At 42.2% G+C, this 22950-nt stretch carries 18 protein-coding genes; 12 read left to right on the top strand and 6 right to left on the bottom strand.

The features are described 5' to 3' along the window. Nucleotides 1-9: 9 nt before the first annotated feature. Complete coding sequence (locus tag AC13CS_RS15780) at nucleotides 10-744, bottom strand: GLPGLI family protein (protein WP_293166085.1); 735 nt, start codon at nucleotides 742-744, stop codon at nucleotides 10-12. A 417-nt stretch (nucleotides 745-1161) separates the two neighbouring features. Between AC13CS_RS15780 and AC13CS_RS15775 the strand changes: the two genes are divergently transcribed. The 4 genes from AC13CS_RS15775 (at nucleotide 1162) to AC13CS_RS15760 (ending at nucleotide 7572) form a co-directional block, all read left to right on the top strand. Beyond that, nucleotides 1162-3318, top strand: coding sequence for a prolyl oligopeptidase family serine peptidase (locus tag AC13CS_RS15775; protein ID WP_293166087.1), 2157 nt, complete (start codon nucleotides 1162-1164; stop codon nucleotides 3316-3318). Nucleotides 3319-3452: 134 nt separating this feature from the next. Next, nucleotides 3453-4448, top strand: a complete 996-nt coding sequence (locus tag AC13CS_RS15770; protein ID WP_293166089.1) for an ABC transporter ATP-binding protein — start codon at nucleotides 3453-3455, stop codon at nucleotides 4446-4448. Further along, entirely contained in the window at nucleotides 4426-4833 is a 408-nt protein-coding gene (gene arfB / locus AC13CS_RS15765) for an alternative ribosome rescue aminoacyl-tRNA hydrolase ArfB (protein ID WP_293166091.1), read from the top strand. The genes AC13CS_RS15770 and arfB overlap by 23 nt, the downstream gene beginning before the upstream one ends. 123 nt (nucleotides 4834-4956) lie before the next feature. Beyond that, a complete protein-coding gene (locus AC13CS_RS15760; RefSeq protein WP_293166093.1) occupies nucleotides 4957-7572 on the top strand; it encodes a M14 family metallopeptidase in 2616 nt (871 codons plus the stop codon). Nucleotides 7573-7644: 72 nt separating this feature from the next. Here AC13CS_RS15760 and AC13CS_RS15755 read toward each other — a convergent pair whose 3' ends face one another. Next, a complete protein-coding gene (locus tag AC13CS_RS15755; protein ID WP_293166095.1) occupies nucleotides 7645-8400 on the bottom strand; it encodes a sulfite exporter TauE/SafE family protein in 756 nt (251 codons plus the stop codon). Between the two features lie 68 nt (nucleotides 8401-8468). Between AC13CS_RS15755 and AC13CS_RS15750 the strand changes: the two genes are divergently transcribed. Then, nucleotides 8469-10271, top strand: coding sequence for a sodium:solute symporter family protein (locus AC13CS_RS15750; protein ID WP_293166097.1), 1803 nt, complete (start codon nucleotides 8469-8471; stop codon nucleotides 10269-10271). A gap of 6 nt (nucleotides 10272-10277) precedes the next feature. Here the strand turns inward: AC13CS_RS15750 and AC13CS_RS15745 are convergent, their stop codons facing one another. After that, nucleotides 10278-10868, bottom strand: coding sequence for a riboflavin synthase (locus AC13CS_RS15745; protein WP_293166099.1), 591 nt, complete (start codon nucleotides 10866-10868; stop codon nucleotides 10278-10280). A gap of 58 nt (nucleotides 10869-10926) precedes the next feature. On the opposite strand from AC13CS_RS15745, the gene pdxA reads away from it, so the two are divergent. The 7 genes from pdxA (at nucleotide 10927) to AC13CS_RS15710 (ending at nucleotide 17125) form a co-directional block, all read left to right on the top strand. Next, the gene (pdxA, locus tag AC13CS_RS15740) at nucleotides 10927-11979 is read left to right on the top strand and encodes a 4-hydroxythreonine-4-phosphate dehydrogenase PdxA (protein WP_293166101.1); all 1053 of its coding nucleotides are present in this window, start codon (nucleotides 10927-10929) and stop codon (nucleotides 11977-11979) included. A gap of 110 nt (nucleotides 11980-12089) precedes the next feature. Beyond that, a complete protein-coding gene (locus AC13CS_RS15735) occupies nucleotides 12090-12623 on the top strand; it encodes a DUF177 domain-containing protein (protein WP_293166103.1) in 534 nt (177 codons plus the stop codon). A 7-nt stretch (nucleotides 12624-12630) separates the two neighbouring features. After that, on the top strand, nucleotides 12631-12831 hold the full coding sequence (rpmF, locus tag AC13CS_RS15730; RefSeq protein WP_014032589.1) for a 50S ribosomal protein L32: 201 nt from the start codon (nucleotides 12631-12633) through the stop codon (nucleotides 12829-12831). A gap of 174 nt (nucleotides 12832-13005) precedes the next feature. Continuing rightward, nucleotides 13006-14001: a beta-ketoacyl-ACP synthase III gene (locus tag AC13CS_RS15725; RefSeq protein ID WP_293166105.1), complete on the top strand. Its 996-nt coding sequence runs from the start codon at nucleotides 13006-13008 to the stop codon at nucleotides 13999-14001. 26 nt (nucleotides 14002-14027) lie between these two features. Next, nucleotides 14028-14531 (top strand): acetyl-CoA carboxylase biotin carboxyl carrier protein, encoded by a 504-nt coding sequence (gene accB / locus AC13CS_RS15720; RefSeq protein ID WP_293166107.1) that lies wholly within the window; start codon nucleotides 14028-14030, stop codon nucleotides 14529-14531. Between the two features lie 84 nt (nucleotides 14532-14615). Continuing rightward, a complete protein-coding gene (gene accC / locus AC13CS_RS15715; protein ID WP_293166109.1) occupies nucleotides 14616-15974 on the top strand; it encodes an acetyl-CoA carboxylase biotin carboxylase subunit in 1359 nt (452 codons plus the stop codon). Nucleotides 15975-16006: 32 nt separating this feature from the next. Then, on the top strand, nucleotides 16007-17125 hold the full coding sequence (locus AC13CS_RS15710) for an NAD(P)/FAD-dependent oxidoreductase (RefSeq protein WP_293166111.1): 1119 nt from the start codon (nucleotides 16007-16009) through the stop codon (nucleotides 17123-17125). Nucleotides 17126-17383: 258 nt separating this feature from the next. Here AC13CS_RS15710 and AC13CS_RS15705 read toward each other — a convergent pair whose 3' ends face one another. Genes AC13CS_RS15705 through AC13CS_RS15695 form a run of 3 tightly spaced genes read right to left on the bottom strand, consistent with a single transcriptional unit; the run spans nucleotide 17384 to nucleotide 22929 of the window. After that, the gene (locus AC13CS_RS15705) at nucleotides 17384-18046 is read right to left on the bottom strand and encodes an ABC transporter ATP-binding protein (protein ID WP_293166113.1); all 663 of its coding nucleotides are present in this window, start codon (nucleotides 18044-18046) and stop codon (nucleotides 17384-17386) included. A 9-nt stretch (nucleotides 18047-18055) separates the two neighbouring features. After that, a complete protein-coding gene (locus AC13CS_RS15700) occupies nucleotides 18056-20458 on the bottom strand; it encodes an ABC transporter permease (RefSeq protein WP_293166115.1) in 2403 nt (800 codons plus the stop codon). 38 nt (nucleotides 20459-20496) lie between these two features. Next, nucleotides 20497-22929 (bottom strand): ABC transporter permease, encoded by a 2433-nt coding sequence (locus AC13CS_RS15695; protein WP_293166117.1) that lies wholly within the window; start codon nucleotides 22927-22929, stop codon nucleotides 20497-20499. Between the last annotated feature and the right edge of the window lie 21 nt (nucleotides 22930-22950).

The raw sequence follows: 22950 nt of genomic DNA, 5'->3' as shown, positions 1-22950 counted from the left end.
TGTAAATAGTTAACGTGGCATCTGTGCTTTAACCCTTTTTTTGTAGATACTATCATATTCTTTCTGGCTCACAACATTGCCTTTAATTGGATTTTCAACTTGAACTTCCTTACCGAGGTCTAAGTCTTCCAATACCACACTTCTTCCCTTTAAATCCAACTGAAGCACCAAACCAGGGAGTCCAACGGCCTCAAAAGGCCCTGTCCTAATCGGTATTTCAGGGCAATACCATGCAACTACTTCCGTTTCAAAAGTCTCATAGTTTTTGGACATTGCATATCTTTTTCCTATCGCTTTGTAACATAGGTAATCTGAAACTTGTTTTTGATCATCAACCAATTTCCATTCCACATCTTCCAGGTCTGTTTTAACCTGAAACTTTTTCCCCAAAAAGGTTTTTTGTTCAATTATATAAGCCTCTTTTAGGTTGGTATAGTACATTTTGTCCCCATCAAAAATTGTGATGGCCATTTTTGCGTTAAAATCATTTTTATCAATGGGAAGGTTTTTAACCAAAGAAAAGGCAGAGGCTTTTTGATTAAAAGCAAGCTCAAACCTTAATTTTTGAGCTTGCTTTTCAATATTATCAATATCACTCTTGTATGGTCCCTTTAACTTGGTATTCGTATTTTGTTGCAGTATCACCTTATACTCGGCCACTCCTGAATTTATTTGAGCAATTATTGCCAAAGGGAAAAGAAGTGCCCCAATTAAAAGAATCCTTGTCGTTTTTAAGATATACATAAAAAATTAATAAGCAGCCTCAATGCAATCGCCATATACAGAAAAATAGACTCCGTAATAATCTGTGCCATATGCTAACTCATAATAGGTGGCTAGCTTATGGGCATAGTCACTGCACACAGTAAAATAATCCTCCTTTTTCAGCACTTGATAAATTTATGCTAAAAATCATAGCTAATAATAAAGTAAGTTTTTTCATATCGTAAGATTTTATTGGTTAACTCAATATTAAAAAAAAGCAAGTCCAAAATTTCCTTGAATTGATGGATGACCCTTTTCAATTGACCAATACCCTTTTTTGATTTGACCGAAATTGATTTAGCTGAATTTCAAAGGTTAAAAAACGTTAACTAGAGAGTTCCTTTTCCCCAAAACATAATATTCATTGTATTTTTATCCGAATCAATCCAATAAAACATGAAAAACATTAGTCTGTTGGCTGCCTTGATTTTATTCACAGCCTGCCAGGAAACCACTAAAAAAAGAGAGCCCATTACCGTGAACTACCCTACGACCAAAAAAGTTGACACCGTTGATAATTATTTTGGAACCGAAGTCCCTGACCCCTACCGTTGGTTGGAAGATGATCGAAGCAAAGAAACCGAAGCTTGGGTAAAAGAGCAAAATACGGTCACTTTTGGGTATTTGGACAAAATCCCGTTCCGTGAAGACCTCAAAAACCGATTGGAAAAACTCTGGAACTACGAAAAAGTGGGGTCCCCGTTTAAAGAGGGTGACTATACCTATTACTACAAAAACAACGGCCTGCAAAATCAATATGTCGTTTACCGAAAAAAGGATGATGGCGAAGAAGAGGTCTTTTTGGATCCCAATACCTTTTCCGAAGATGGCACCACATCTTTAATGGGCCTTAGTTTCACCAAGGACGGTTCCAAAGCCGCTTATCTTATTTCCGAGGGCGGAAGCGATTGGCGCAAGGGCATCGTTATCGATGCCGAATCCAAGGAAATTGTGGAGGACACCTTGGTCGACATCAAGTTCAGTGGAATTTCTTGGAAAGGAAACGATGGTTTTTTCTACTCCAGCTACGACAAACCAGAGGGAAGCGAACTTTCCGCAAAAACGGACCAGCATAAATTGTATTACCACAAACTGGGCACACCTCAATCCGAAGATAAAATCATTTTTGGCGGTACTCCGGAAGAAAAACACCGTTACGTAGGTGGTTCTGTTTCCGAAGATCAAAAATATCTGTTCATCTCTGCATCCGTTTCCACTTCTGGGAACAAATTATTTATGATAGATCTTTCCAAAACCAATCCTGAACTCATCACCATTTTGGATGATACGGATTCCGACACTTACGTTATCGACAACGAAGGGTCCAAACTTTATTTGGTAACCAACCGAGAGGCTCCCAACAAAAAAGTGGTGGTGGTCGATGCTGCAAACCCAACCCCCGATAATTGGGAAGACCTAATTCCAGAAACCGAAAACGTATTGACCGCTGGAACGGGTGGAGGTTATCTCTTTACCGAATATATGGTGGATGCCATTTCCAAAGTGCTTCAGTATGATTATGAAGGAAATTTGGTCCGCGAAGTGGAACTTCCCGGCGTGGGAAGCGCAGGAGGTTTTGGTGGCAAAAAAGAAGACAAAGAATTTTATTTTTCCTTTACCAATTACAACACCCCAGGTTCTTTGTATAAGTATGATGTGGAAACTGGCGAATACGAGCAATACTGGAAACCTCAAATTGATTTTAATCCAGATGATTACGAATCAAAACAGGTTTTTTATACCTCAAAAGATGGCACCAAAGTGCCCATGATCATCACCTATAAAAAAGGAACCGAGCTTAACGGTAAAAACCCCACCATCCTTTATGGTTATGGCGGTTTCAATGTTAGTTTAACACCGTCCTTTAGCATTGTAAATGCCGTTTGGATGGAGCAAGGCGGTGTATATGCCGTTCCCAACCTTAGGGGAGGTGGAGAATACGGTAAAAAATGGCACATTGCAGGCACCAAACTTCAAAAGCAGAACGTTTTTGATGACTTTATCGCCGCTGCTGAATATTTGATTGACAACAAGTACACTTCCAAAGAATATTTGGCCATCCGTGGCGGTTCCAACGGAGGTTTGTTGGTAGGTGCAACCATGACCCAGCGTCCCGACCTAATGCAAGTGGCATTGCCAGCCGTGGGTGTATTGGATATGCTGCGCTACCATACCTTTACCGCAGGAGCAGGATGGGCCTACGATTATGGGACTTCCGAGGATAACGAAGAAATGTTTAAATATATTAAAGGATACTCCCCTGTGCACAATGTAAAGGAAGGCACGGAATATCCAGCAACCTTGGTTACCACAGGAGACCACGACGACCGTGTGGTTCCTGCGCATAGCTTTAAATTTGCTGCAGAATTACAGGAAAAACAAGCTGGTGAGCAACCTACCCTTATCCGAATCGAGACCAATGCAGGACATGGAGCCGGAACACCGGTGAGCAAAACCATTGAGCAATATGCTGATATCTTTGGGTTTACTTTTTATAATATGGGATACGATGAATTGCCCAACCAAGCCGTGCTCAAGGAGTTTAAAGATTGATCAAATCCATAAACAATTGCTCAAACACTATAATGTCAGTTCAAGCGCAGTCGAGAACAAAACACGTGTAAACCAATTTAGGTTTTGACTGCGCTCAACCTGACATATTTTAGATATACACGCCCTTTATATTTATGCTAAAAGTCCAAGTAGATTCTTTCGGTTATCAAGACCAAAATATTTTAAAGGACATTTCTTTTGAAGTGGCCCCAGGGGAACATGTGGCCTTAATGGGCGAAAGTGGTTCGGGCAAAAGCACCTTGCTAAAAATTATCTATGGTCTCCTTCACATAGAAGAAGGTTCGGTTTTTTGGGGTGATATCGAAGCATTAGGTCCCAACTTTAATCTGGTTCCCGGTGAACCGTACATGAAATATCTGGCTCAGGATTTTGATTTGATGCCTTTCATTTCCGTTGAGGAGAACATTGGTCAGTTCCTTTCCGTGTTCGAACGCGAAACACATGAAGAACGCATCAACGAACTTTTGGAGTTGATTGAAATGAAGCCCTATGCAAAGACCAAGGTAAAATACCTTAGCGGTGGACAGCAACAACGGGTGGCCCTAGCTCGGGTTTTAGCGCAGGAACCCGAGATTCTCCTTTTGGACGAGCCTTTTGGCCATATTGATAACTTTAAGCGCAATTCCCTCCGAAGAAATCTCTTTTTGTACCTCAAAAAACAGGGGATAACTGTACTAACCGCAAGTCACGACCCAAATGATGTGCTGCCCTTTGCAGAACGCACCCTAATTTTGGAAAAAGGCAACATTATTGCCAACCAGAACACCCAAGATTTATATAAAAACCCGCCCAATTACTACACGGCCTCATTGTTTGGACAAGTAAATAAAGTTCCCATGAAACTTTTAAAGTCCTACGCACAAATCGATAGGTCGGTACTGGTGTATCCCCACGAGTTCAAATTTTCCGATGCCTCTGGGCTAAAAGTTGAGGTTACAAACTCGTTTTTTAAAGGAAGCCACTACCTTAACGAAGGTAAAACAGAAGACGGAACCGTTATTTTTTTCAATACACAGAAAAAACAAGCGAATGGCGTTCCTATGTTTCTTAATGTATCTTTGGACACCATCAACATGAGACTTCAGGTTGGACAAAAAACAAATAAATAGGGAGTTACAGTTTAAGGCCATGCGCAGCAGCGGGGCCGGAGGGCAACATGTAAACAAGGTTTCCTCCAAAGTGGAACTTACTTTCAATATTCCTGCTTCCGAAGGACTTTCCGACAGAGAAAAACAACGGATTCAACTAAAGCTCCAATCTCGACTCACTAATGACGGTGCTTTGGTTCTTCAATGTGATGAAGCCCGAAGTCAGCACAGAAACAAAGACTTAGTGGTGAAACGTTTTTTTGAGCTTTTGAGAAAAGCGCTCACCATACCCAAAAAGCGAAAGCCCACCAAACGCACCAAATCGTCCATAGAAAAACGGTTGCGGTCCAAAAAGAAAACTGCAGAGAAGAAGGCCAAAAGAAAACCGCCTGATTTGGGACAATAATAATCTGTCCATCTTATTGCAAATCCATCAAAAAACCTCATCCACAACAATTCTAATCGACTGAATTTAATATCCTCGCTACAAATGCTTAAATTTCAGTCAAATTATAACTAACTCAAAAAAATGATTTCTAAAACTACAAACCTCAAAACATTGCTGCTCTCCGTGGCAATGGCTTTGTCTTGTGCTGCTTTTTCCGTAGCACAAACAGTCCCCTCCCCCGAAGATGTATATGGATTTAGGGTAGGAGCCGATTACAAACTGGCCGATTATTCACAAATTGAAGATTATCTGTCCCAATTGGACGCCGCTTCCAATAGGGTAAAAAAAATCGAAATTGGAGAAACCGTTCTAGGTCGTAAAATGTACCTATTGTTCATCTCCACAGAAGAAAACTTAGCTCAGCTTGATAAGTGGAAAGACATCAGCACCAAACTTGCCCGTGTTCAAGTTGACGACGAAGAGGCCGTAAAGCTTTCGCAAGAAGGAAAAGCCATTGTTTGGGTAGATGGTGGAATGCACTCCACGGAGCTGGCTCACGGACAAATGACCTCCGAACTGGCTTATACCCTAGCGACATCTGAAACAGCAGAAATGCAAAAAATCAGGGAAAATGTGATTACCCTTTTAATGCCGGTAATGAACCCTGATGGTCTGGACATTGTTGTGGATTGGTACCGAAAAAACCAAGGCACTGCTTATGAGACTTCACGTCCCCCGATTTTGTACCATTACTATATGGGCCACGACAACAACAGGGACTGGTTTATGAACATAATGCCGGAAACCTACAATGTTACCAAAATACTGTACAACGAGTGGTATCCACAAATTGTGTACAACCATCACCAATCTTCTCCTTCTTGGACAAAGATTTCACTTCCTCCATACGCCGACCCGGTGAACCCAAGAATTCACCCAGCCATTACAGCAGGTGTTAGCGAGGTAGGTTCCGCCATGACCAAGCGTTTTTCCCTTGAAAATATGCCAGGAGCCATTGCCGATAACTTTTATACCATGTTCTGGAACGGTGGAGGACGTACCGTGCCCTATTACCACAACATGATCGGTATTTTAACCGAAACAGGACATACCTCCCCGACCCCAAGGTATTATGATCCCGAAAAATTACCCAAAACCGTCGCTGGGGGAACACCGACCGATGGCACGGACATTATGTACCCAGACCCATGGAAAGGGGGCGAATCCCATTTTAGGGATGCCGTAGATTATATGTTAACGGCAACTTGGGCCACATTGGACCTAGCTGCCGACCGAAAGAGCAACTACCTGCACAATATTTATAAAATGGGTAAATCTGCTGTTGAAAAAGGTACAACCGAAGGTTTGTTTGCCTACATCATTAGTAAAGAACAATGGGATTCTTTTGAGGCCGTAAACTTGGTCAACGTATTGCTCCGAGGTGGCATCGAAATTGAAAAAGCGACCAGAGATTTTACGGTTAACGGTAAAGAATACGAAGAGGGATCTTATGTAATCTACACTGCACAAGCCTTTAGACCTTACTTGATGGACCTCATGGAAAAACAAAACTATCCAACGCGTTTCCAATACCCAGGAGGCCCTCCAGATACCCCTTACGATTTGGCCGGATGGACCTTGCCCATGCAAATGGGCATCGATGTGGATAAAATTTCCGAATCGTTCAAGGCCCCGACCGAAAAAATCACAGACCTTGTAAACTATTACGAAGGTGAAGTAAACAGAAATGGTGCATTTGGATATGCCCTTAGCGTTAACACCAACGCCTCGGTAGTGGCCACAAACAAAGTGCTGAAAGCCGGGGGAACCGCATACAAAAGCATGACCGAGTTCAAAGCTGGCAAGCAAACTTTTCCCGCAGGATCCTATATTGTTTCTGGAGAAAAAGAGATGATGGAATCCTTGGCCGATGAGTACGGTCTTGAATTTACAGGTTTGTCCGCCAAACCAGAGGTACAATTGAAAAAAATCCATTTGCCCAAAGTAGGCTTGTACAAGTCTTGGGTGGCCAATATGGATGAAGGATGGACGCGTTTTGTAATGGACGAATATGAGTTTGATATGGACACCCTGCACGATACCGATATTAAAACCAAAGATCTTTCCCAGTATGATGCCATCATTATCCCGTCGCAAAGGCCAAGTTCCATTTTGCACGGACACAGTAATTTGAGCATGCCCGAAAAATTCACGGGCGGAATCGGCCTTAAAGGATCAGTGGCCCTTAGTGACTATGTGGAAGAAGGCGGAACCTTGATCGCTTTTGATGCTGCCAGCAATTTTGTGATCGAACAATTCGGATTGCCATTGCGCGATGCCGTAGCGGGTGCCGACAGCAAAGATTTTTTTATTCCGGGATCTTTGATCAAAGCTGGTGTGGATACTTCGCACCCATTGGCTTTTGGCATGAAAGACACGGTTGCCGTTTCATTTAACAGAAGTAGGGCCTTCACCATTAACAAACAAAGCAAAAAAGGTGAAGGTGGTGTAGAAGATATAAAAGACGCACCCGCACCCGATGTCGAAGTAATCGCTACCTATGCCGCCAAAGATCTATTAATGAGCGGTTGGGCCATGGGAGAAGATAAATATATTGCCAAAAAGCCTGCGATGGTAAAAGCTAAATACGGAAAAGGATCGGCCATTTTGTTTGCGTTCCGTCCACAGTTTAGGGCGCAACCGCGCGGAACTTACAAATTGATCTTTAACGCGATTTACGAAGGTGCTTCGGAATAGCTCAAAATCTATTAATGTATAAAAGAAAGCCGCATCAAGTTGATGCGGTTTTTTATTGAATTGTATTCTGGTCTATCTAAACAAAATCGCCACCGCACCAATCGCCGTCACAATCAAAATAAAGCGTTTGTAGTTTTTTTCGTTGATTTTCTTCACTAAAAAAACACCCAAAACCAAACCAACAAAAATAGCTGGGAGCAATCGTAGATTGATCAAAAGACTTTCCACCGTAATGGTCTTCCAAACAAAAACATGAAAAGGCATCTTAAACAGATTGGTGATAAAAAACAACCAAGCAGCCGTGCCTACAAATTCATTTTTGGGCAAGCGCATCGCCAAAAAGAAAATATTGGTAAAAGCCCCGGCCAAATTTCCAATCATGGTGCAAACACCTGCGAATACCCCCATGGAGCCAGAAAACAACCAATGGGTGGGTACTGTTTTGGACTTTCTTCGGTCCCAAAAAACCAACATGCCCAAACTAATAAATATCACCACCACCATGGCCCATTTAAATTCCTGTTCGGGTAGGTCTTTTCCAATCAAAACACCCAGTAGAATTCCCAAAATCATCCATGGAAGAAATTTTATAATGTACTTCCACTGCGTGTGTCGATTGTAATAAATCACGGCAAACGTATCGCCCACGATCAACAAGGGAATAAAAAGCCCCGTGGATGCCTTGGAACCAAATGCCAATGCCATGAGCGTTACATTAAAAATGGACATTCCCTTGAGCCCTGCTTTGGAAACTCCCATTAAGAAAACAGCAGTAGCGGCCATTGTCCATGCAGCAACGGAAATATCTGAGAATGTGGAAAGAAACATGAAGACTTTTTTCTGGTTTACAAAAGTAACTCAAAAAACCTATCTTTAGCTCCAGCCAAACTAAACAAATGAAACTAGAACTTTTAGATTACATCATCATTTTTGGATTCTTCGCCATAGTCCTTTTCATCGGAATCTATGTCTCCAAAAAATCAGGAAAAAACACAGCAGAATACTTTTTATCTGGCCGTAGCATGCCTTGGTGGCTTTTGGGGTTCTCCATGGTGGCCACCACATTCTCTACCGACACCCCCAATTTGGTCACGGATTTTGTCCGTACCGACGGGGTTTCCGGAAACTGGGGCTGGTGGGCCTTTTTGCTCACTGGTTTGCTTACCGTTTTTGTATATGCCAAGCTTTGGAGAAAATCCAACGTCTCCACCGATATGGAATTTTATGATCTAAGATATGGTGGAAAACCCGCACATTTTCTCCGCGGATTTAGATCATTGTACTTGGGTGTGGTATTTAATGTGATGGCCATGTCGGCCGTAACTTTGGCCGCCATCAAAATCGGACAGGTAATGCTGGGTCTGGAACCTGTTGAAACTGTGCTTCTAGGTGGTACCATTACTGTAATATTTAGCGCCGTAGGTGGCTTTAGGGGGGTAGTTTATACCGATTTCCTGTTATTTTTTGTTGCCATGGGCGGTGCTATTGGAGCTGCGGTCTATTTGGTAAACATGCCCGAAGTTGGTGGTTTGGACAATATTTTGGCCAATGCACAGGTGCAGGAAAAAATGTCCATCCTACCCGATTTTTCAGATACCGAAGCCTTAATTGGTCTGTTGATCATACCCTTGGCGGTGCAGTGGTGGAGTGCGTGGTATCCTGGTGGTGAACCAGGTGGGGGCGGTTACATAGCCCAACGAATGCTGGCAGCCAAAAATGAAAATCATGCCATCGGGGCCACTTTTTTCTTTAATATTCTGCATTATGCACTAAGACCTTGGCCATGGATTTTAGTGGCATTGGCCTCCATTGTGGTATTTCCGGATTTGGAGAGTATTCGTCAAGCATTTCCCAATGTGCCCGAAAACATCCTCAAAAATGATTTGGCCTATTCCGCCATGCTAACCATGTTGCCCACTGGCCTATTGGGCCTGGTAATGGCTTCTTTGGGAGCGGCCTACATGTCAACCATATCAACCCACCTTAACTGGGGTTCCTCATATATTGTGAATGATTTTTACAAACAACAAGTCAACAAAAACGCTTCAGAAAAAGAATTGGTCAACGTGGGAAGGATTTCCACTGTTATTTTGATGGTCTTGAGTAGCTTGTTTGCTTTGGAACTTAACAATGCCACCCAATTGTTTGACATTATCATCATGTTCGGAGCCGGAACCGGGCTTATCTTTTTATTGCGATGGTTCTGGTGGCGCATCAATGCCTGGAGCGAGATCGTTGCCATGTTCTCCTCGGGTATTATCTCTATTTTGTTCTGGAAGTACGAAGACGTGCTCTTTTTGTCAGAAGCGGCACCATTTCCAGGCTGGAGCAAATTTCCACTGGTCGTGCTTATAACCACTATACTTTGGTTGGCAACGACCTTTTTAACCAAACCTGAAGAAAACAAGGTATTGTACCGATTCTACAAAATCACAAAACCGGGAGGTCCTGGCTGGAAAAAGATTCATGAAGAAGCTAAAGCCGAAGGGGTTTCTTTAGACGACGGTAATGAAAAATGGACAGTTCCATCAGGTGTATTGGCCATGATCGTGGGCTGTATTTTGGTGTACGGTTGCCTTTTTGCCACAGGAAACTGGATCTATGGCAATTATCCGTTGGCCATGGGGCTCACTGGTTTGGTATTGGTCGCAACATTTTTCTTGATAAAAATATGGCGCGGAATGCGGAGTGTGCTTTGATGGGTATTAACCCCTCAACTCCAATAACCTGGAAACATACTTCCCGACCACATCAAACTCCAAGTTTACCGTTGTCCCCACTTTGTAGATATGGAAACGGGTGTGTTCGTGGGTGTAGGGAATAATCGCTACGCTGAAACTATTTTTTTGTGAGTCAACCACGGTCAAGCTCACCCCATCCACCGTAATGGAGCCTTTTTCAATGGTTACATTATTGAGTTTGGGGTCGTATTCAAAAGTGTAAATCCAACTGCCGTCTTTTTCCTCGATGGATTTGCAGGTAGCGGTTTGGTCCACGTGCCCTTGAACAATGTGACCGTCCAAACGGGCACCCAAAACCATGGCACGTTCCAAGTTCACTACATCCCCCAATTCCAAATCGCTCAAGTTGGTTTTGTTCAGGGTTTCTTCAATGGCCGTTACCGTATAGTTGTTGCCGTCAAGAGAAACCACGGTTAAACATACCCCATTGTGCGATACACTTTGGTCTATTTTTAATTCTGAAGTAATATCGGAAGCAACGGTAATGTGTAGATTTCCGCCCTCTTTTTCCAGCTTTTCAACCTTACCCAAAGTCTCTATAATCCCTGTGAACATGTGTCTTATTAATTGACTAGATTTGTAATGCAAAAGTAGCCATAACGGCATTCATTTTATGAAGGAAAATCAAAAAATAAAGTTAGGGATTTCCATAGGGGACATTAACGGCATTGGGTGCGAGGTAGCGCTCAAAACATTCGAAGACCCAAGAATGTTGGAGTTTTGCACCCCAGTGATATTTGCATCGAACAAAATCATTTCACAACAAATCAAAGATTTGGGGATTGACCTCAAATTCAATGGTGTTCGGGATGCGGGCCAGGCTCTGGAAGGCAAGGTCAATATTGTGAATGTATGGAAAGAAACACCGAAAATTGAATACGGTCACGCCACCAAAGAAGGAGGCGATTTTGCTATTCGCTCCCTGAGGGCTGCAGTTTCTGCATTAAAAGAAGACAAAATTGATGTCTTGGTCACGGCACCCATCAACAAAAACAATATACAGTCCGAAAATTTTAAATTTCCCGGCCATACCGATTTCCTTGCCCAAGAACTGGAGGGTGAAAGCTTGATGTTTATGGTAACGAACTCCTTGCGTGTTGGATTGCTCACCGACCATATCGCCGTAAAAGATGTGGCCAAGGCCATTACCCCCAAATTGATTCGGAACAAGGTCGCCACCATGGAAAAATCCCTTAAAATGGATTTTGGTATCCGCAGACCCAAAATTGCCATGCTGGGAATTAATCCCCATAGTGGTGACAGTGGCACCATTGGCGAAGAGGATGATAAAATTCTAAAACCTACCATAGAAGAACTGTTCAACAAGGGCACTTTGGTATACGGACCTTATTCGGCAGATAGTTTTTTTGGCTCCAACAGTCATCAGAATTTTGATGCCATCTTGGCGGCCTATCACGATCAAGGTCTTATTCCCTTTAAGACCCTTTCCTTTGGAAAAGGAGTAAATTATACGGCAGGATTGAACAAAGTACGTACATCTCCCGACCACGGAACCGCTTACGAAATCGCAGGAAAGGGCAAAGCGGACGAGAGTTCTTTTAAAGAAGCCGTATTTACCGCAATGCAAGTGTTCAAGAACAGAACGGAGTATCTGGAATTGACCAAAAACCCCCTGCAAAAGCAGAAAATTAAGCGCGGGGGATAAAAAGTTGACTGCATTTTGGATATTTGTTGTAGCTAGAATTGCAGTTTTGTAAATTAGTAGTATCTTTGCACCCGCCTTTAAAGGCTGGTACACAAACCTTAAGTGTAGAAATGATGAAGCTGAAAGAGTTTTTTATCCCTTTTTCAGGTCTGAAGTTGGGGAAACATAAATTTGTGTACGAGATTGATGATGCGTTCTTTGAATCTTTTGACTACCAAGAATTTAACGGAGCTTCCGTTCAAATAAGTGCCGTTTTGGAAAAAATGAGCACCATGATGGAACTTCAGATTGAAGCGAAGGGTACCATAAATGTGGATTGTGATTTGACAGGCGAGCCTTTTGACCAACCTATCGACTCCAGTTTAAAACTAGTCGTCAAGTTTGGCGAAGAGTACAACGATGAAGACGATGAAATCTTGATCATACCACATGGAGAGCACCAGTTCAATATAGCACAGTACATATACGAAATGTTAGTGCTTGCCGTTCCCCAAAAAAGGGTTCATCCCGGAGTTGAGGACGGAACGTTGCAATCGGACATCTTGGACAAGCTGGAAGAATTACAGCCAAAAGAGCATACGAAATCATCAGAAAAAACAGATCCCAGATGGGACGATTTAAAAAAGTTACTAACGGATAAATAGGTTTATAATGGCACATCCTAAAAGAAAAACATCAAAAACCAGAAGGGACAAAAGAAGAACCCACTACAAAGCAGTTGCGCCAACGATTGCCAAGGACTCTACTACAGGTGAAATGCACTTGTTCCACAGAGCTCACTGGCACGAAGGCAAATTGTACTACAGAGGTCAGGTTTTGATTGACAAAACAGAAGAGGAAACTGCGGCCTAACCGCAAATCCCTTGTAATAAAGCAACTCCCGTTGAATTTTTGACGGGAGTTTTTTTATGGACCCGTCTTAACACCCAAAAACGGTTAATTTTACCAATAAAGTCATATAAAATGACTAATTTTCACCGCTTTTGGGTCAAATTTCAATCTTTTTGACAGTAAAGAGAGGCTAAAATGAAAAAAACAACAGCAGCAATAACAGCTGTAGGAGGGTATGTTCCAGATTTTGTTCTTTCCAATAAAGTATTGGAAACCATGGTGGACACCAACGATGAGTGGATTACCACAAGAACAGGGATCAAGGAACGAAGAATCTTAAAAGAAGAGAACGCGGGAACATCTTTCATGGCCATCAAAGCTGCGGAAGATTTGCTTCAAAAAAGAGGCATTGAGGCTTCCGAAATAGATTTTGTACTCGTTGCCACCGCCACCCCCGATATGCCTGTTGCTTCCACAGCGGCCTATGTAGCTTCAGAAATTGGTGCGGTTAACGCTTTTGCTTACGATTTACAAGCTGCATGTTCCAGTTTTTTGTACGGGATGTCCACCGCGGCCAGTTATATAGAATCCGGCAGGTACAAAAAAGTATTGGTCATTGGGGCCGATAAGATGTCGTCCATAATAGATTATACCGATAGAACAACTTGTATTATTTTTGGGGATGGAGCTGGAGCGGTTCTTTTTGAACCCAATGAAGAAGGCTTAGGTTTACAAGATGAGTTTTTGCGCTCGGATGGGATTGGCCGCCAGTTCTTAAAGATTGATGCAGGAGGTTCTATTTTGCCGGCATCAGAAGAAACGGTAAAAAACAAACAGCACTACGTCTTTCAAGATGGGAAGTCTGTTTTTAAATTTGCTGTCTCTAACATGGCCGATGTTTCAGCTTTGATCATGGAGCGGAACAACCTAACAAAAGACGATGTACAATGGTTGGCGCCACACCAAGCCAACAAACGTATTATTGATGCCACGGCCAACAGAATGGGTCTTGAGGCCGAGAAGGTTCTTATTAACATTGACAGATACGGAAACACGACATCCGCCACACTGCCCTTGTTGCTCTATGACTTCGAGAAGCAGTTGAAAAAAGGAGACAATATCATATTCGCCGCCTTTGGTGGTGGTTTTACATGGGGTTCCATTTACTTAAAGTGGGCCTATAATTCTTAATCACACAACTAACTAAATTATATTCCATGGACATTAAGGAAATTCAAAGTTTAATCAAGTTTGTCGCCAAATCGGGTGCCAGCGAGGTGAAGCTGGAAATGGAGGACATTAAGATTACCATTCGAACGGGAAGCACTAGCTCCAGCACACCAGAGACCACCATTGTTCAGCAAATACCCGTAGCCCAAGCCCCGAGCGCCGCTGCCCCAGCTGCGCAAGCACCTGCAACAACCCAAGAAGCTGCGTCGCCAGCACCATCGGATTCTAAAAAAGGAGATGATGACTCAAAATACATAACCATCAAATCGCCCATCATAGGAACATTCTATAGAAAACCATCCCCGGACAAACCGCCATTCGTTGAGGTTGGCAGTTCCATCAATAAAGGAGATGTTCTATGTGTGATCGAAGCAATGAAACTTTTTAACGATATTGAATCGGAGGTTTCAGGTAAAATAGTTAAGATATTGGTTGATGATTCCTCTCCTGTTGAGTTTGACCAACCTTTGTTCTTGGTAGACCCATCGTAGTGAGTTTTAAATGATAAATTTTGGGGGCGTTTCGTCACCTAAAACCATTTAAGATTTAGAATTCAGAATTTAAGATTGTGTTCTATGTTTAAAAAAATATTGATTGCAAATAGGGGTGAAATTGCCTTGCGGATTATAAGAACCTGTAAGGAAATGGGCATCAAGACCGTTGCCGTTTACTCCAAGGCCGACGAGGAAAGCCTCCATGTCCGCTTTGCCGACGAAGCTGTTTGTATTGGGCCAGCGCCCAGTAGCGAATCCTATTTAAAGATTCCAAATATTATAGCCGCAGCGGAAATCACCAACGCCGATGCCATTCACCCTGGTTACGGATTCCTTTCCGAAAATGCCAAATTCTCCAAAATATGTGCCGAGCACGATATCAAATTCATCGGTGCTTCGGGCGAGCAAATTGAGAAAATGGGAGATAAGGCAACCGCCAAGGAAACCATGAAAAAAGCAGGTGTTCCCACGGTTCCCGGTTCCGAAGGTTTATTAAAAGATGTTGATCATGCCAGAAAAGAAGCCAAAAAAATGGGCTATCCGGTAATGATCAAAGCTACTGCCGGTGGTGGTGGTAAAGGAATGCGCGCCATTTGGTCCGAGGAGCAAATGGAGAAAAATTTCAACAGTGCCGTAAACGAAGCAACCGCTGCCTTTGGCAATGGTGGCATGTACATGGAAAAGCTGATTGAAGAACCCCGGCATATCGAAATCCAAATTGTGGGCGACCAGTATGGCAAAGCCTGTCACTTGTCCGAAAGGGATTGTTCCGTACAGCGTAGACACCAAAAGCTTACCGAAGAAACGCCTTCCCCTTTTATGACGGACAAACTCCGTGAAGATATGGGGAAAGCGGCCGTAAAAGCAGCCGAATACATAAAATACGAAGGGGCGGGCACCATTGAATTTTTGGTGGACAAACACCGAAATTTCTACTTTATGGAAATGAACACCCGTATCCAAGTAGAGCATCCGATTACAGAACAGGTGGTGGATTACGATTTGATCCGTGAGCAAATTTTGGTTGCTGGTGGAGTACCGATCTCGGGAAAAAACTATTATCCCAAATTGCATTCCATTGAGTGCCGGATCAATGCAGAAGATCCCTATAACGACTTTAGGCCTTCCCCTGGGAAAATCACAACACTTCATACTCCTGGCGGACATGGTGTTCGTTTGGACACCCATGTGTACAGTGGTTACATGATTCCTCCGAATTACGATTCCATGATTGCCAAGTTGATAACCACAGCACAAACAAGGGAAGAGGCCATCAACAAAATGAGAAGGGCCTTGGACGAATTTGTGATCGAGGGCGTTAAAACCACCATTCCATTCCATCGTCAACTGATGGATCATCCAGATTATTTGGCAGGTAATTACACCACCAAATTTATGGAGGATTTTGAAATGGATCCAAAATATCAAGACCATCATTAATACAGACCCCGATAATATCGGGGTTTTCTTTTATGGAATTAAGTTATTGGGAACATAAAAGCTGGTTTTCTAATGTTGATTTTACCATTGTTGGCAGTGGTATAGTAGGAATCAATTGTGCTATCCGGTTGAAGGAAAAATATCCCAATAGCCACATTTTAATTTTGGAAAAAGGCAGTCTGCCCCAAGGCGCAAGCACCAAAAATGCCGGTTTTGCCTGTTTTGGGAGCGTCTCGGAAATTTTATCGGATCTAGACCATCATACCGAGGAAGAAGTGGTGCAACTCGTCCAAAAGCGGTGGGATGGGATTCAAAGATTACGCAATCTATTGGGCGATGAAGCCATCGGTTTTGAATTACATGGAAGTCACGAACTTTTTCCTTTGGAAAAACCCCAGCTTTATAAAAATTGCTTGGAATCCATTCCATATCTAAACAGTTTGATGGAACCCATATTCGGACAAAAACCTTTCGATACCAGCAATAATTGCTTCAACTTTGCCAATATTCAAGAAAAATATATCACGCATCAGTTGGAAGGGCAACTGGATACGGGTAAGATGATGCGTTCCCTGATCCAAAAGTGCGTGTCCATGGAAATACCTATTTTAAATGGGGTTATGGTCGAAGAGGTAATTGAATCCAATGAATGTGCGACTATCAAAACCTCAGACTTCGAATTTTTATCCAAAAAAGTGTTCGTTGCCACTAATGGTTTTGCTTCCTCTTTGCTGAAGTCAGAAACTGTAAAACCAGCAAGAGCTCAGGTTTTGATTACGGAACCCATCAAAAATCTATCTATCAAAGGGACATTCCATTTTGATGAGGGTTATTATTATTTTAGAAATATTGATGACCGTATTTTATTTGGCGGGGGCAGAAACCTCGATTTTAAGACTGAGGAAACCACAGAGTTTGGGGAAACTCAAATCATTCAAGATAAGCTTGAAACATTGCTCCGCAATATGATTTTGCCCAACCACCCCGTTAAAATTGAACGTAGATGGAGCGGCATCATGGGTGTGGGCGCCCAAAAATCGCCTATTGTCAAGCAAGTTTCCAACTCTATTTATTGTGGGGTGCGTCTAGGTGGAATGGGGGTTGCCCTGGGCAGTTTGGCGGGCAAAGAACTTGCCGATTTGGCTAAATAAGCTCAACTTCAAGAACCAAGACACCAGACTTTGGACTAAATTGTTGATTTACTCCGTACTGCAAACTGACTCCCGACTTTGGGCATCAAGCAACAAATTCCAAAACTTCGGACTTCGGACTCCCGACTTCCTATAACTTTTTGACACGAATTTCACCAATGCCACAAATGGTTAATCAGGTCTAGTTTCTTGATTCTAAAAGCGAAGCGGACTTGTTTCTTTGGTTATAGATGCAAAGCTTAAGGGGAGATTTAACGGTCAAACCATCCTGCCGTCCAACAAATTGATGATTCTGGAACCATACTCCGCATTTTTTTCCGAGTGTGTCACTTGAATGATGGTTACCCCCTCTTCATTTAATTGCTTGAACAGCTCCATGATTTCCTCTCCCTGTTTGGAGTTTAGATTGCCTGTGGGCTCATCGGCCAAAATCAATTTTGGATTGGCGATCAAAGCTCTTGCCACCCCTACCAATTGCTGTTGTCCTCCGCTTAGTTGAGCTGGAAAAAGGTCCTTTTTGCCCACAATGTTAAAACGGTCCAGCATATCGGCTACCATCGCCTTTCGTTCCGAACCTTTAATCTTTTTATAGATCAGCGGCATTTCCAGGTTTTCCTTTACCGTAAGCTCATCCAACAAGTGATAGGATTGAAATACAAAGCCAATGTATTGTTTGTACAGGTTGGATCGGTGCTTTTCTTTGAGCGAATGGACGGATTCATCCAAAAAATTGTACTCGCCCTCATCAAACCCATCCAGCATCCCGATAACGTTGAGCAAAGTCGATTTTCCAGAACCTGATGGTCCCATAATGGATATGAACTCTCCTTGCTCTACTTCGAGATTGATGTCTTTCAATAGAAAAATACGCTGGCCACCCGAGTTGACCCATTTGAATATGTTGTTGAGTTGTAAAAGCATGTTCTGATTTTATTCGGTTCTTAAACTTTTTACGGGATTGGCTGTCGCCGCATGGAACGATTGAAAGCTACAAGTAAAAATTGCAATGATTAATGTTATGCATCCTCCACTCAAAAAAATCCAAACGGATAAATCAATACGATAGGCAAAAGTTTCAAGCCACAAATTGCCAAAGTAATATACAAGAGGTGCCGCTATAAAGAATGCCAATGCTATCAAGCCAATGAATTCTTTGGTGAAAAAAGAAAAAAGCTGTAATACATCAGCCCCCAAAACTTTTCGAACTCCAATTTCCTTTTTCTTTCGGGATACTATAAAGGACATCAATCCCAAAAGCCCCAAACACCCTATGCATATCGCAAGTATCGAAAGTATGGTAAAGCCCTTAAAAATAAGTTGTTCTAGAACATATTCCTTCCCAATAGAATCATTCAAAAAACTAAGACTATAGGTTGAACCAGTAAACGTGTTCTTCCATATGTCCTTTATCTTATCAATAGTCTCCGCTTTGTTGCTACCAATTTTTATAAACGCCTGATTTTGAAAAAATGTCCAGTTCATAATAATACAAGGTGTTATTTCCCTTTGAAAAGAATTATTATGATAATCCTTAACGACCCCAACAATGGTACCTGGCCCCTCATTAATCTGAATTCTTTTACCAATTGCTTCTTCTGGGCTCCAACCAAAAGGTTTTAATAGAGTCTCGTTAACAATAAATTCATCAAAAGCTTCCTTATTTGTGGTAAAGCTTCTACCTGCCAAAAGTTCCAGCTCATAAAAATCAAGATAGTGTGAATCCCCTATTTTTACTTCAGCATCCAAAGCTTCTTCAGAAGATTGTTCGGGCAAACGGAACCTTGTTCCCAATTGAAGACCGTCCACGGCCATGGGAGGCCCTGAAGCAATAGTGACGTTGGTAATATTATTGTTCTCCAGCAGTGACTGTCTATAAACTTCCAATTTTCCAAAATCGGGGGCAGGGGTCATCACTACGGCATCGGACGAAAATCCCATAGGTTCGTTCTTGAAATAATTCATTTGCAATGAAACAACGATAGCTGATATTACAAAAAGTTGTACTATCACGAATTGAAAAGTAACTAAAGACTTACGTACACTTACTCCGTCCCTTTTTGAAAATTGAACTTTGTTCCTAAGTGCCCTTATCGGTTTAAAAGCGGACAGAATCAAGGCTGGATAGAATGCGGCCAAAATAATGGTTGAAATGCCAATTACAAGTATTAGACCGATATGATTCAAATCCAATCCCAGTTGAAGGTCGATTACGGACAAATTTTCATTGAGTTGCGATAACAAAATGTTCAGAAACACAACAGAAAGGGCCAAAGACCCAAGGATAACCAAGCTGTTTTCGAAGATAAACTGGAATATGAGATCCAACCGTTTACCACCAAGAACTTTGCGTATACCTACCTCTTTGGATCGTGAAGTTGATTGCGCTGTCAGCAAATTGATGAAGTTTACAATAGCTATGACCAAAATGAACAATGCTACAACAGAAAGGGTGTAAAGGATGTTTGAAGGCATTATATATCCACCAGGGCTACTTCCGTAAAGGGTCTCGTTATGTATGTCGGTAAGGGGTTGGAGAAAATATGAAATACGCTTATCATCCTTGGGCTTGAGATACTTCTTCTTCCATGATGCAATCTTGGATTCAAGTTGTTTTAAAAGACCGGGATTTTGCAGGACTACAAAAGTTGTTCCTTGATGATTTCCTGACCAGTTTTGTGCTAGACCGGGATTTTTTGTTTTGAAGAACCCATACGGAATTAGCATATCGAAACGCTGGCTGGAGTTCCCCGGGATATTTTTGATTATTCCGGTAACTGTAAGGGGTTCATTACCTTTTAAAAGTATTGTCTTGCCCAAGATTGATTCGTAAGCTCCGCCACTAATACCAAAGTACTTTTTTGCAATATCTTCAGTAAGCACTATGGAATTTATACCGTCCAAAGCGGTATCAGGATTTCCAGACAACCATTCAAAATCGAATGTTTTCGGATAGAATTGGTCTACAAAAAGAACCCTTGGCTCTTCGAATCTTTTTAACTCCGCCCCCTCGGTAATACTAAATTCCTGACTTACCGGACCCTGTGTTTGGGTTACTGTTTCAATTTCAGGAAAATCGTTCCTAAGTGCCTCTGCCAAAGGATAGGGAGTAATGTTCCAATACAAGGTCTGGTCTGGTAACTTGTTATGTTGTACCACTCTATATATATTTTCCGATTTCGAGTGATAGTCGTCAAAAGTTGATTCGTACCTAACAAAAATCAGGATGACCATGCAAGCACTTATTCCAATGGACAGTCCAATAACATTGATAAAAGAACTGAGCATATTCTTGACTAGGTTTCTCCAAGCAATTTTTAGATAGTTCTTGAACATGGTCTTTCTTTTTTTTGATTGTGTGGCGTAAAGTTGATCTACTCTGTTCTTAGACTCTTCACCGGATTTACTATGGCAGCTTTTATACTTTGATAACTTACCGTAAGCACTGCAATGATCACGGCTATCATGGCCGCCAGCGGAAAGGACCACCAAGGGATATCAATCCTGTAAGCAAAATCCTCCAACCACCTGTTCATAACAAACCAGCCCAAGGGCAACGCAACAGCAATGGAAATAAAAACCAGCTTTAAGAAATCCATCGACAAACGGTAGGTAATTTGGCTCACACTGGCCCCCAAAACCTTTCGTACTCCAATCTCCTTAACCCTTTTTTGGGCATTAAATGCTGCCAATCCAAAAAGGCCCAAACAGGCAATACAAATGGAAAGCAGGGTGAAAATCATAAAGATTTGCCCCAAGCGCTGTTCGGCATCGTAGCTTTGATTAAAGGAGTCGTCCATAAAATAATACGAAAAAGGTTTACCTGGTGCCATTTGCTTCCAAAGCTGCTCAATTTGCGCTAACGTACCATCCAGGTTTCCATTGCCCATTTTAACCGCCATCCTTCCCGCATTATCACTGGGAAATATCCCCAAAGCTGCAACTTCGCTATGAAGTGTCTCAAAATTAAAGTCTTTAACAACACCTATAATTGTGTAAATTAGTTCTCCATTGCCTTGGTTGATATCCACCAGCTTTTTACCCAACACCTCGTTTAGGGTACTGTTCATCTTTTTAACAGTAGTTTCGTTTACAATGATTGCCATGGAGTCCGTACCGTAACGAGAGTCAAAATCCCTTCCTGCGACCAGTTCTAGTCCCATCGTATTGACATAGTCAAAATCTGCCTGCCACTCCTGCATTTGGACGGCTCTTTCTTGGCTTCGGTTCTCGTTCAATAAAAATGAATTGTCATTCCGGCTGGACGGGGTGGGCAGAAAACTACTCAATGTAGCTTGTTTAGTTTGGGGTATGGCTTTTACCTGTTCCTTGAAGACCTTCCTTTTATTCCCTAAAAGATAAACGTCCTCCACTACAAGAACTTGGTCCTTGGCGTAACCAAGGTCCTTGCTTTTTATATAACTTATTTGTTGATACACTACTAGGGTGGAAATAATCAACAAGACCGAAACAGCAAACTGGAAGATGACCAAAATACTACGGGTCTTGCCCCCACCCAAACTTTGTACGCTGCCTCCCTTAAGTACTTTTACAGGCACAAAGCGCGACATAAAAAGGGCTGGATAACTCCCTGAAAAAAATCCTAAAAAAACGGTCGCTACAACCAAAATAACCAAGAAGACGGGATTGGTAAACGGAATCACCATTGATTTTCCGGATAGTTGATTAAACAAAGGCAAAACCGCAAAGGCGATGCCTACAGCCAACACCAAAGACCCAAATGAAATAAGTCCCGATTCCGTTAAAAATTGGCAGATGAGACTAGACCTATCCGAACCCAAAGTTTTTCTAACCCCTACTTCTTTCGCCCTTTTCAAAGATTGGGCCGTGGACAGGTTCATAAAATTGATGCTGGCCAAAACAAGCAAGAATACTCCTATGGCTCCCAAAACATAAATATTCTGAATTGTACCGTTTGGACTGAACTCCGGACTGCGATCTGAATATAAATGAATATCTGCCAAGGGTATGGTGCTATATTTTATATAGTTGCCGCTTTCCTCAAATTCTTTTAAGGTGATACCTGGAAAATAGCGTTGCACATAGGGAATTACATATTTCCCCACCATAGCGTTTAGGCCTTGGTGAATATCATTGGGCTGTACGCCTTCCCTAAGTTTAACAAGAGTGTAATAATTATGGCTGCCCCAGGCACCAGCACTTGCATCTGGGTATCCAACCATGGACAGAAAAAGATTTCTATTTTGTAAAAAAGAATTTTTGGGAAGATCCTCAATCACCCCGGACACTGTATACTTGCCATAAACTTCTACATCAATGACTTGGCCAATGGCGTTTTCGGTAGAAAAAAGTTTTTGGGCAAGGCTCTTGGAAATCACTGCAGTATTAGGTTCGTCCAAAGCTGTAGAGGTATCGCCATACAATAACTTTAACCCCAACAAACTAAACATGCTCGTCTCTGCATACGCTGTCCGCGGCTCTTTAAAGCTATTGACATCTCCGTTCTTTTTGATCAGTACAGCCCCTGTATTTCTAAATCGGGTAACTTCCTCAACCTGTGAAATGTCATTCAAAACGGCTTCGGCCATAGGTGCGGACACTTCGGGCTGGGTATTTAACTCACCACCAAATTTTATATCGGCGTTTATACGATGAATTCTATCAACGTCCGCAAACATTTTGTCATAGCTCAACTCGTCATAAATGTAAAGACCCAGCAAAAGCCCACCAGCCATTCCTATAGCTAATCCAAATATGTTAAGGAAGGTAAAGAATGGCTGTTTTTTAAGGCTTCTCCAGGCTATTTTAATATTGTTCTTAAACATAATTGTTGTTTTTTGATACTG

It is taken from the genome of Flagellimonas sp. B-3 (assembly GCF_056857835.1).
Note: the sequence above shows the minus strand (reverse complement) of the source record. Positions and strands in the feature narration are given on the sequence as shown.

What these genes read in the sequence shown, in the direction of transcription:
- AC13CS_RS15780 (WP_293166085.1), bottom strand. Translation starts at nt 744, where the DNA reads ATGTATATCTTAAAAACGACAAGGATTCTTTTAATTGGGGCACTTCTT.
- AC13CS_RS15775 (WP_293166087.1), top strand. Translation starts at nt 1,162, where the DNA reads ATGAAAAACATTAGTCTGTTGGCTGCCTTGATTTTATTCACAGCCTGC.
- AC13CS_RS15770 (WP_293166089.1), top strand. Translation starts at nt 3,453, where the DNA reads ATGCTAAAAGTCCAAGTAGATTCTTTCGGTTATCAAGACCAAAATATT.
- AC13CS_RS15760 (WP_293166093.1), top strand. Translation starts at nt 4,957, where the DNA reads ATGATTTCTAAAACTACAAACCTCAAAACATTGCTGCTCTCCGTGGCA.
- AC13CS_RS15755 (WP_293166095.1), bottom strand. Translation starts at nt 8,400, where the DNA reads ATGTTTCTTTCCACATTCTCAGATATTTCCGTTGCTGCATGGACAATG.
- AC13CS_RS15750 (WP_293166097.1), top strand. Translation starts at nt 8,469, where the DNA reads ATGAAACTAGAACTTTTAGATTACATCATCATTTTTGGATTCTTCGCC.
- AC13CS_RS15745 (WP_293166099.1), bottom strand. Translation starts at nt 10,868, where the DNA reads ATGTTCACAGGGATTATAGAGACTTTGGGTAAGGTTGAAAAGCTGGAA.
- pdxA (WP_293166101.1), top strand. Translation starts at nt 10,927, where the DNA reads ATGAAGGAAAATCAAAAAATAAAGTTAGGGATTTCCATAGGGGACATT.
- AC13CS_RS15735 (WP_293166103.1), top strand. Translation starts at nt 12,090, where the DNA reads ATGATGAAGCTGAAAGAGTTTTTTATCCCTTTTTCAGGTCTGAAGTTG.
- rpmF (WP_014032589.1), top strand. Translation starts at nt 12,631, where the DNA reads ATGGCACATCCTAAAAGAAAAACATCAAAAACCAGAAGGGACAAAAGA.
- AC13CS_RS15725 (WP_293166105.1), top strand. Translation starts at nt 13,006, where the DNA reads ATGAAAAAAACAACAGCAGCAATAACAGCTGTAGGAGGGTATGTTCCA.
- accB (WP_293166107.1), top strand. Translation starts at nt 14,028, where the DNA reads ATGGACATTAAGGAAATTCAAAGTTTAATCAAGTTTGTCGCCAAATCG.
- accC (WP_293166109.1), top strand. Translation starts at nt 14,616, where the DNA reads ATGTTTAAAAAAATATTGATTGCAAATAGGGGTGAAATTGCCTTGCGG.
- AC13CS_RS15710 (WP_293166111.1), top strand. Translation starts at nt 16,007, where the DNA reads ATGGAATTAAGTTATTGGGAACATAAAAGCTGGTTTTCTAATGTTGAT.
- AC13CS_RS15705 (WP_293166113.1), bottom strand. Translation starts at nt 18,046, where the DNA reads ATGCTTTTACAACTCAACAACATATTCAAATGGGTCAACTCGGGTGGC.
- AC13CS_RS15700 (WP_293166115.1), bottom strand. Translation starts at nt 20,458, where the DNA reads ATGTTCAAGAACTATCTAAAAATTGCTTGGAGAAACCTAGTCAAGAAT.
- AC13CS_RS15695 (WP_293166117.1), bottom strand. Translation starts at nt 22,929, where the DNA reads ATGTTTAAGAACAATATTAAAATAGCCTGGAGAAGCCTTAAAAAACAG.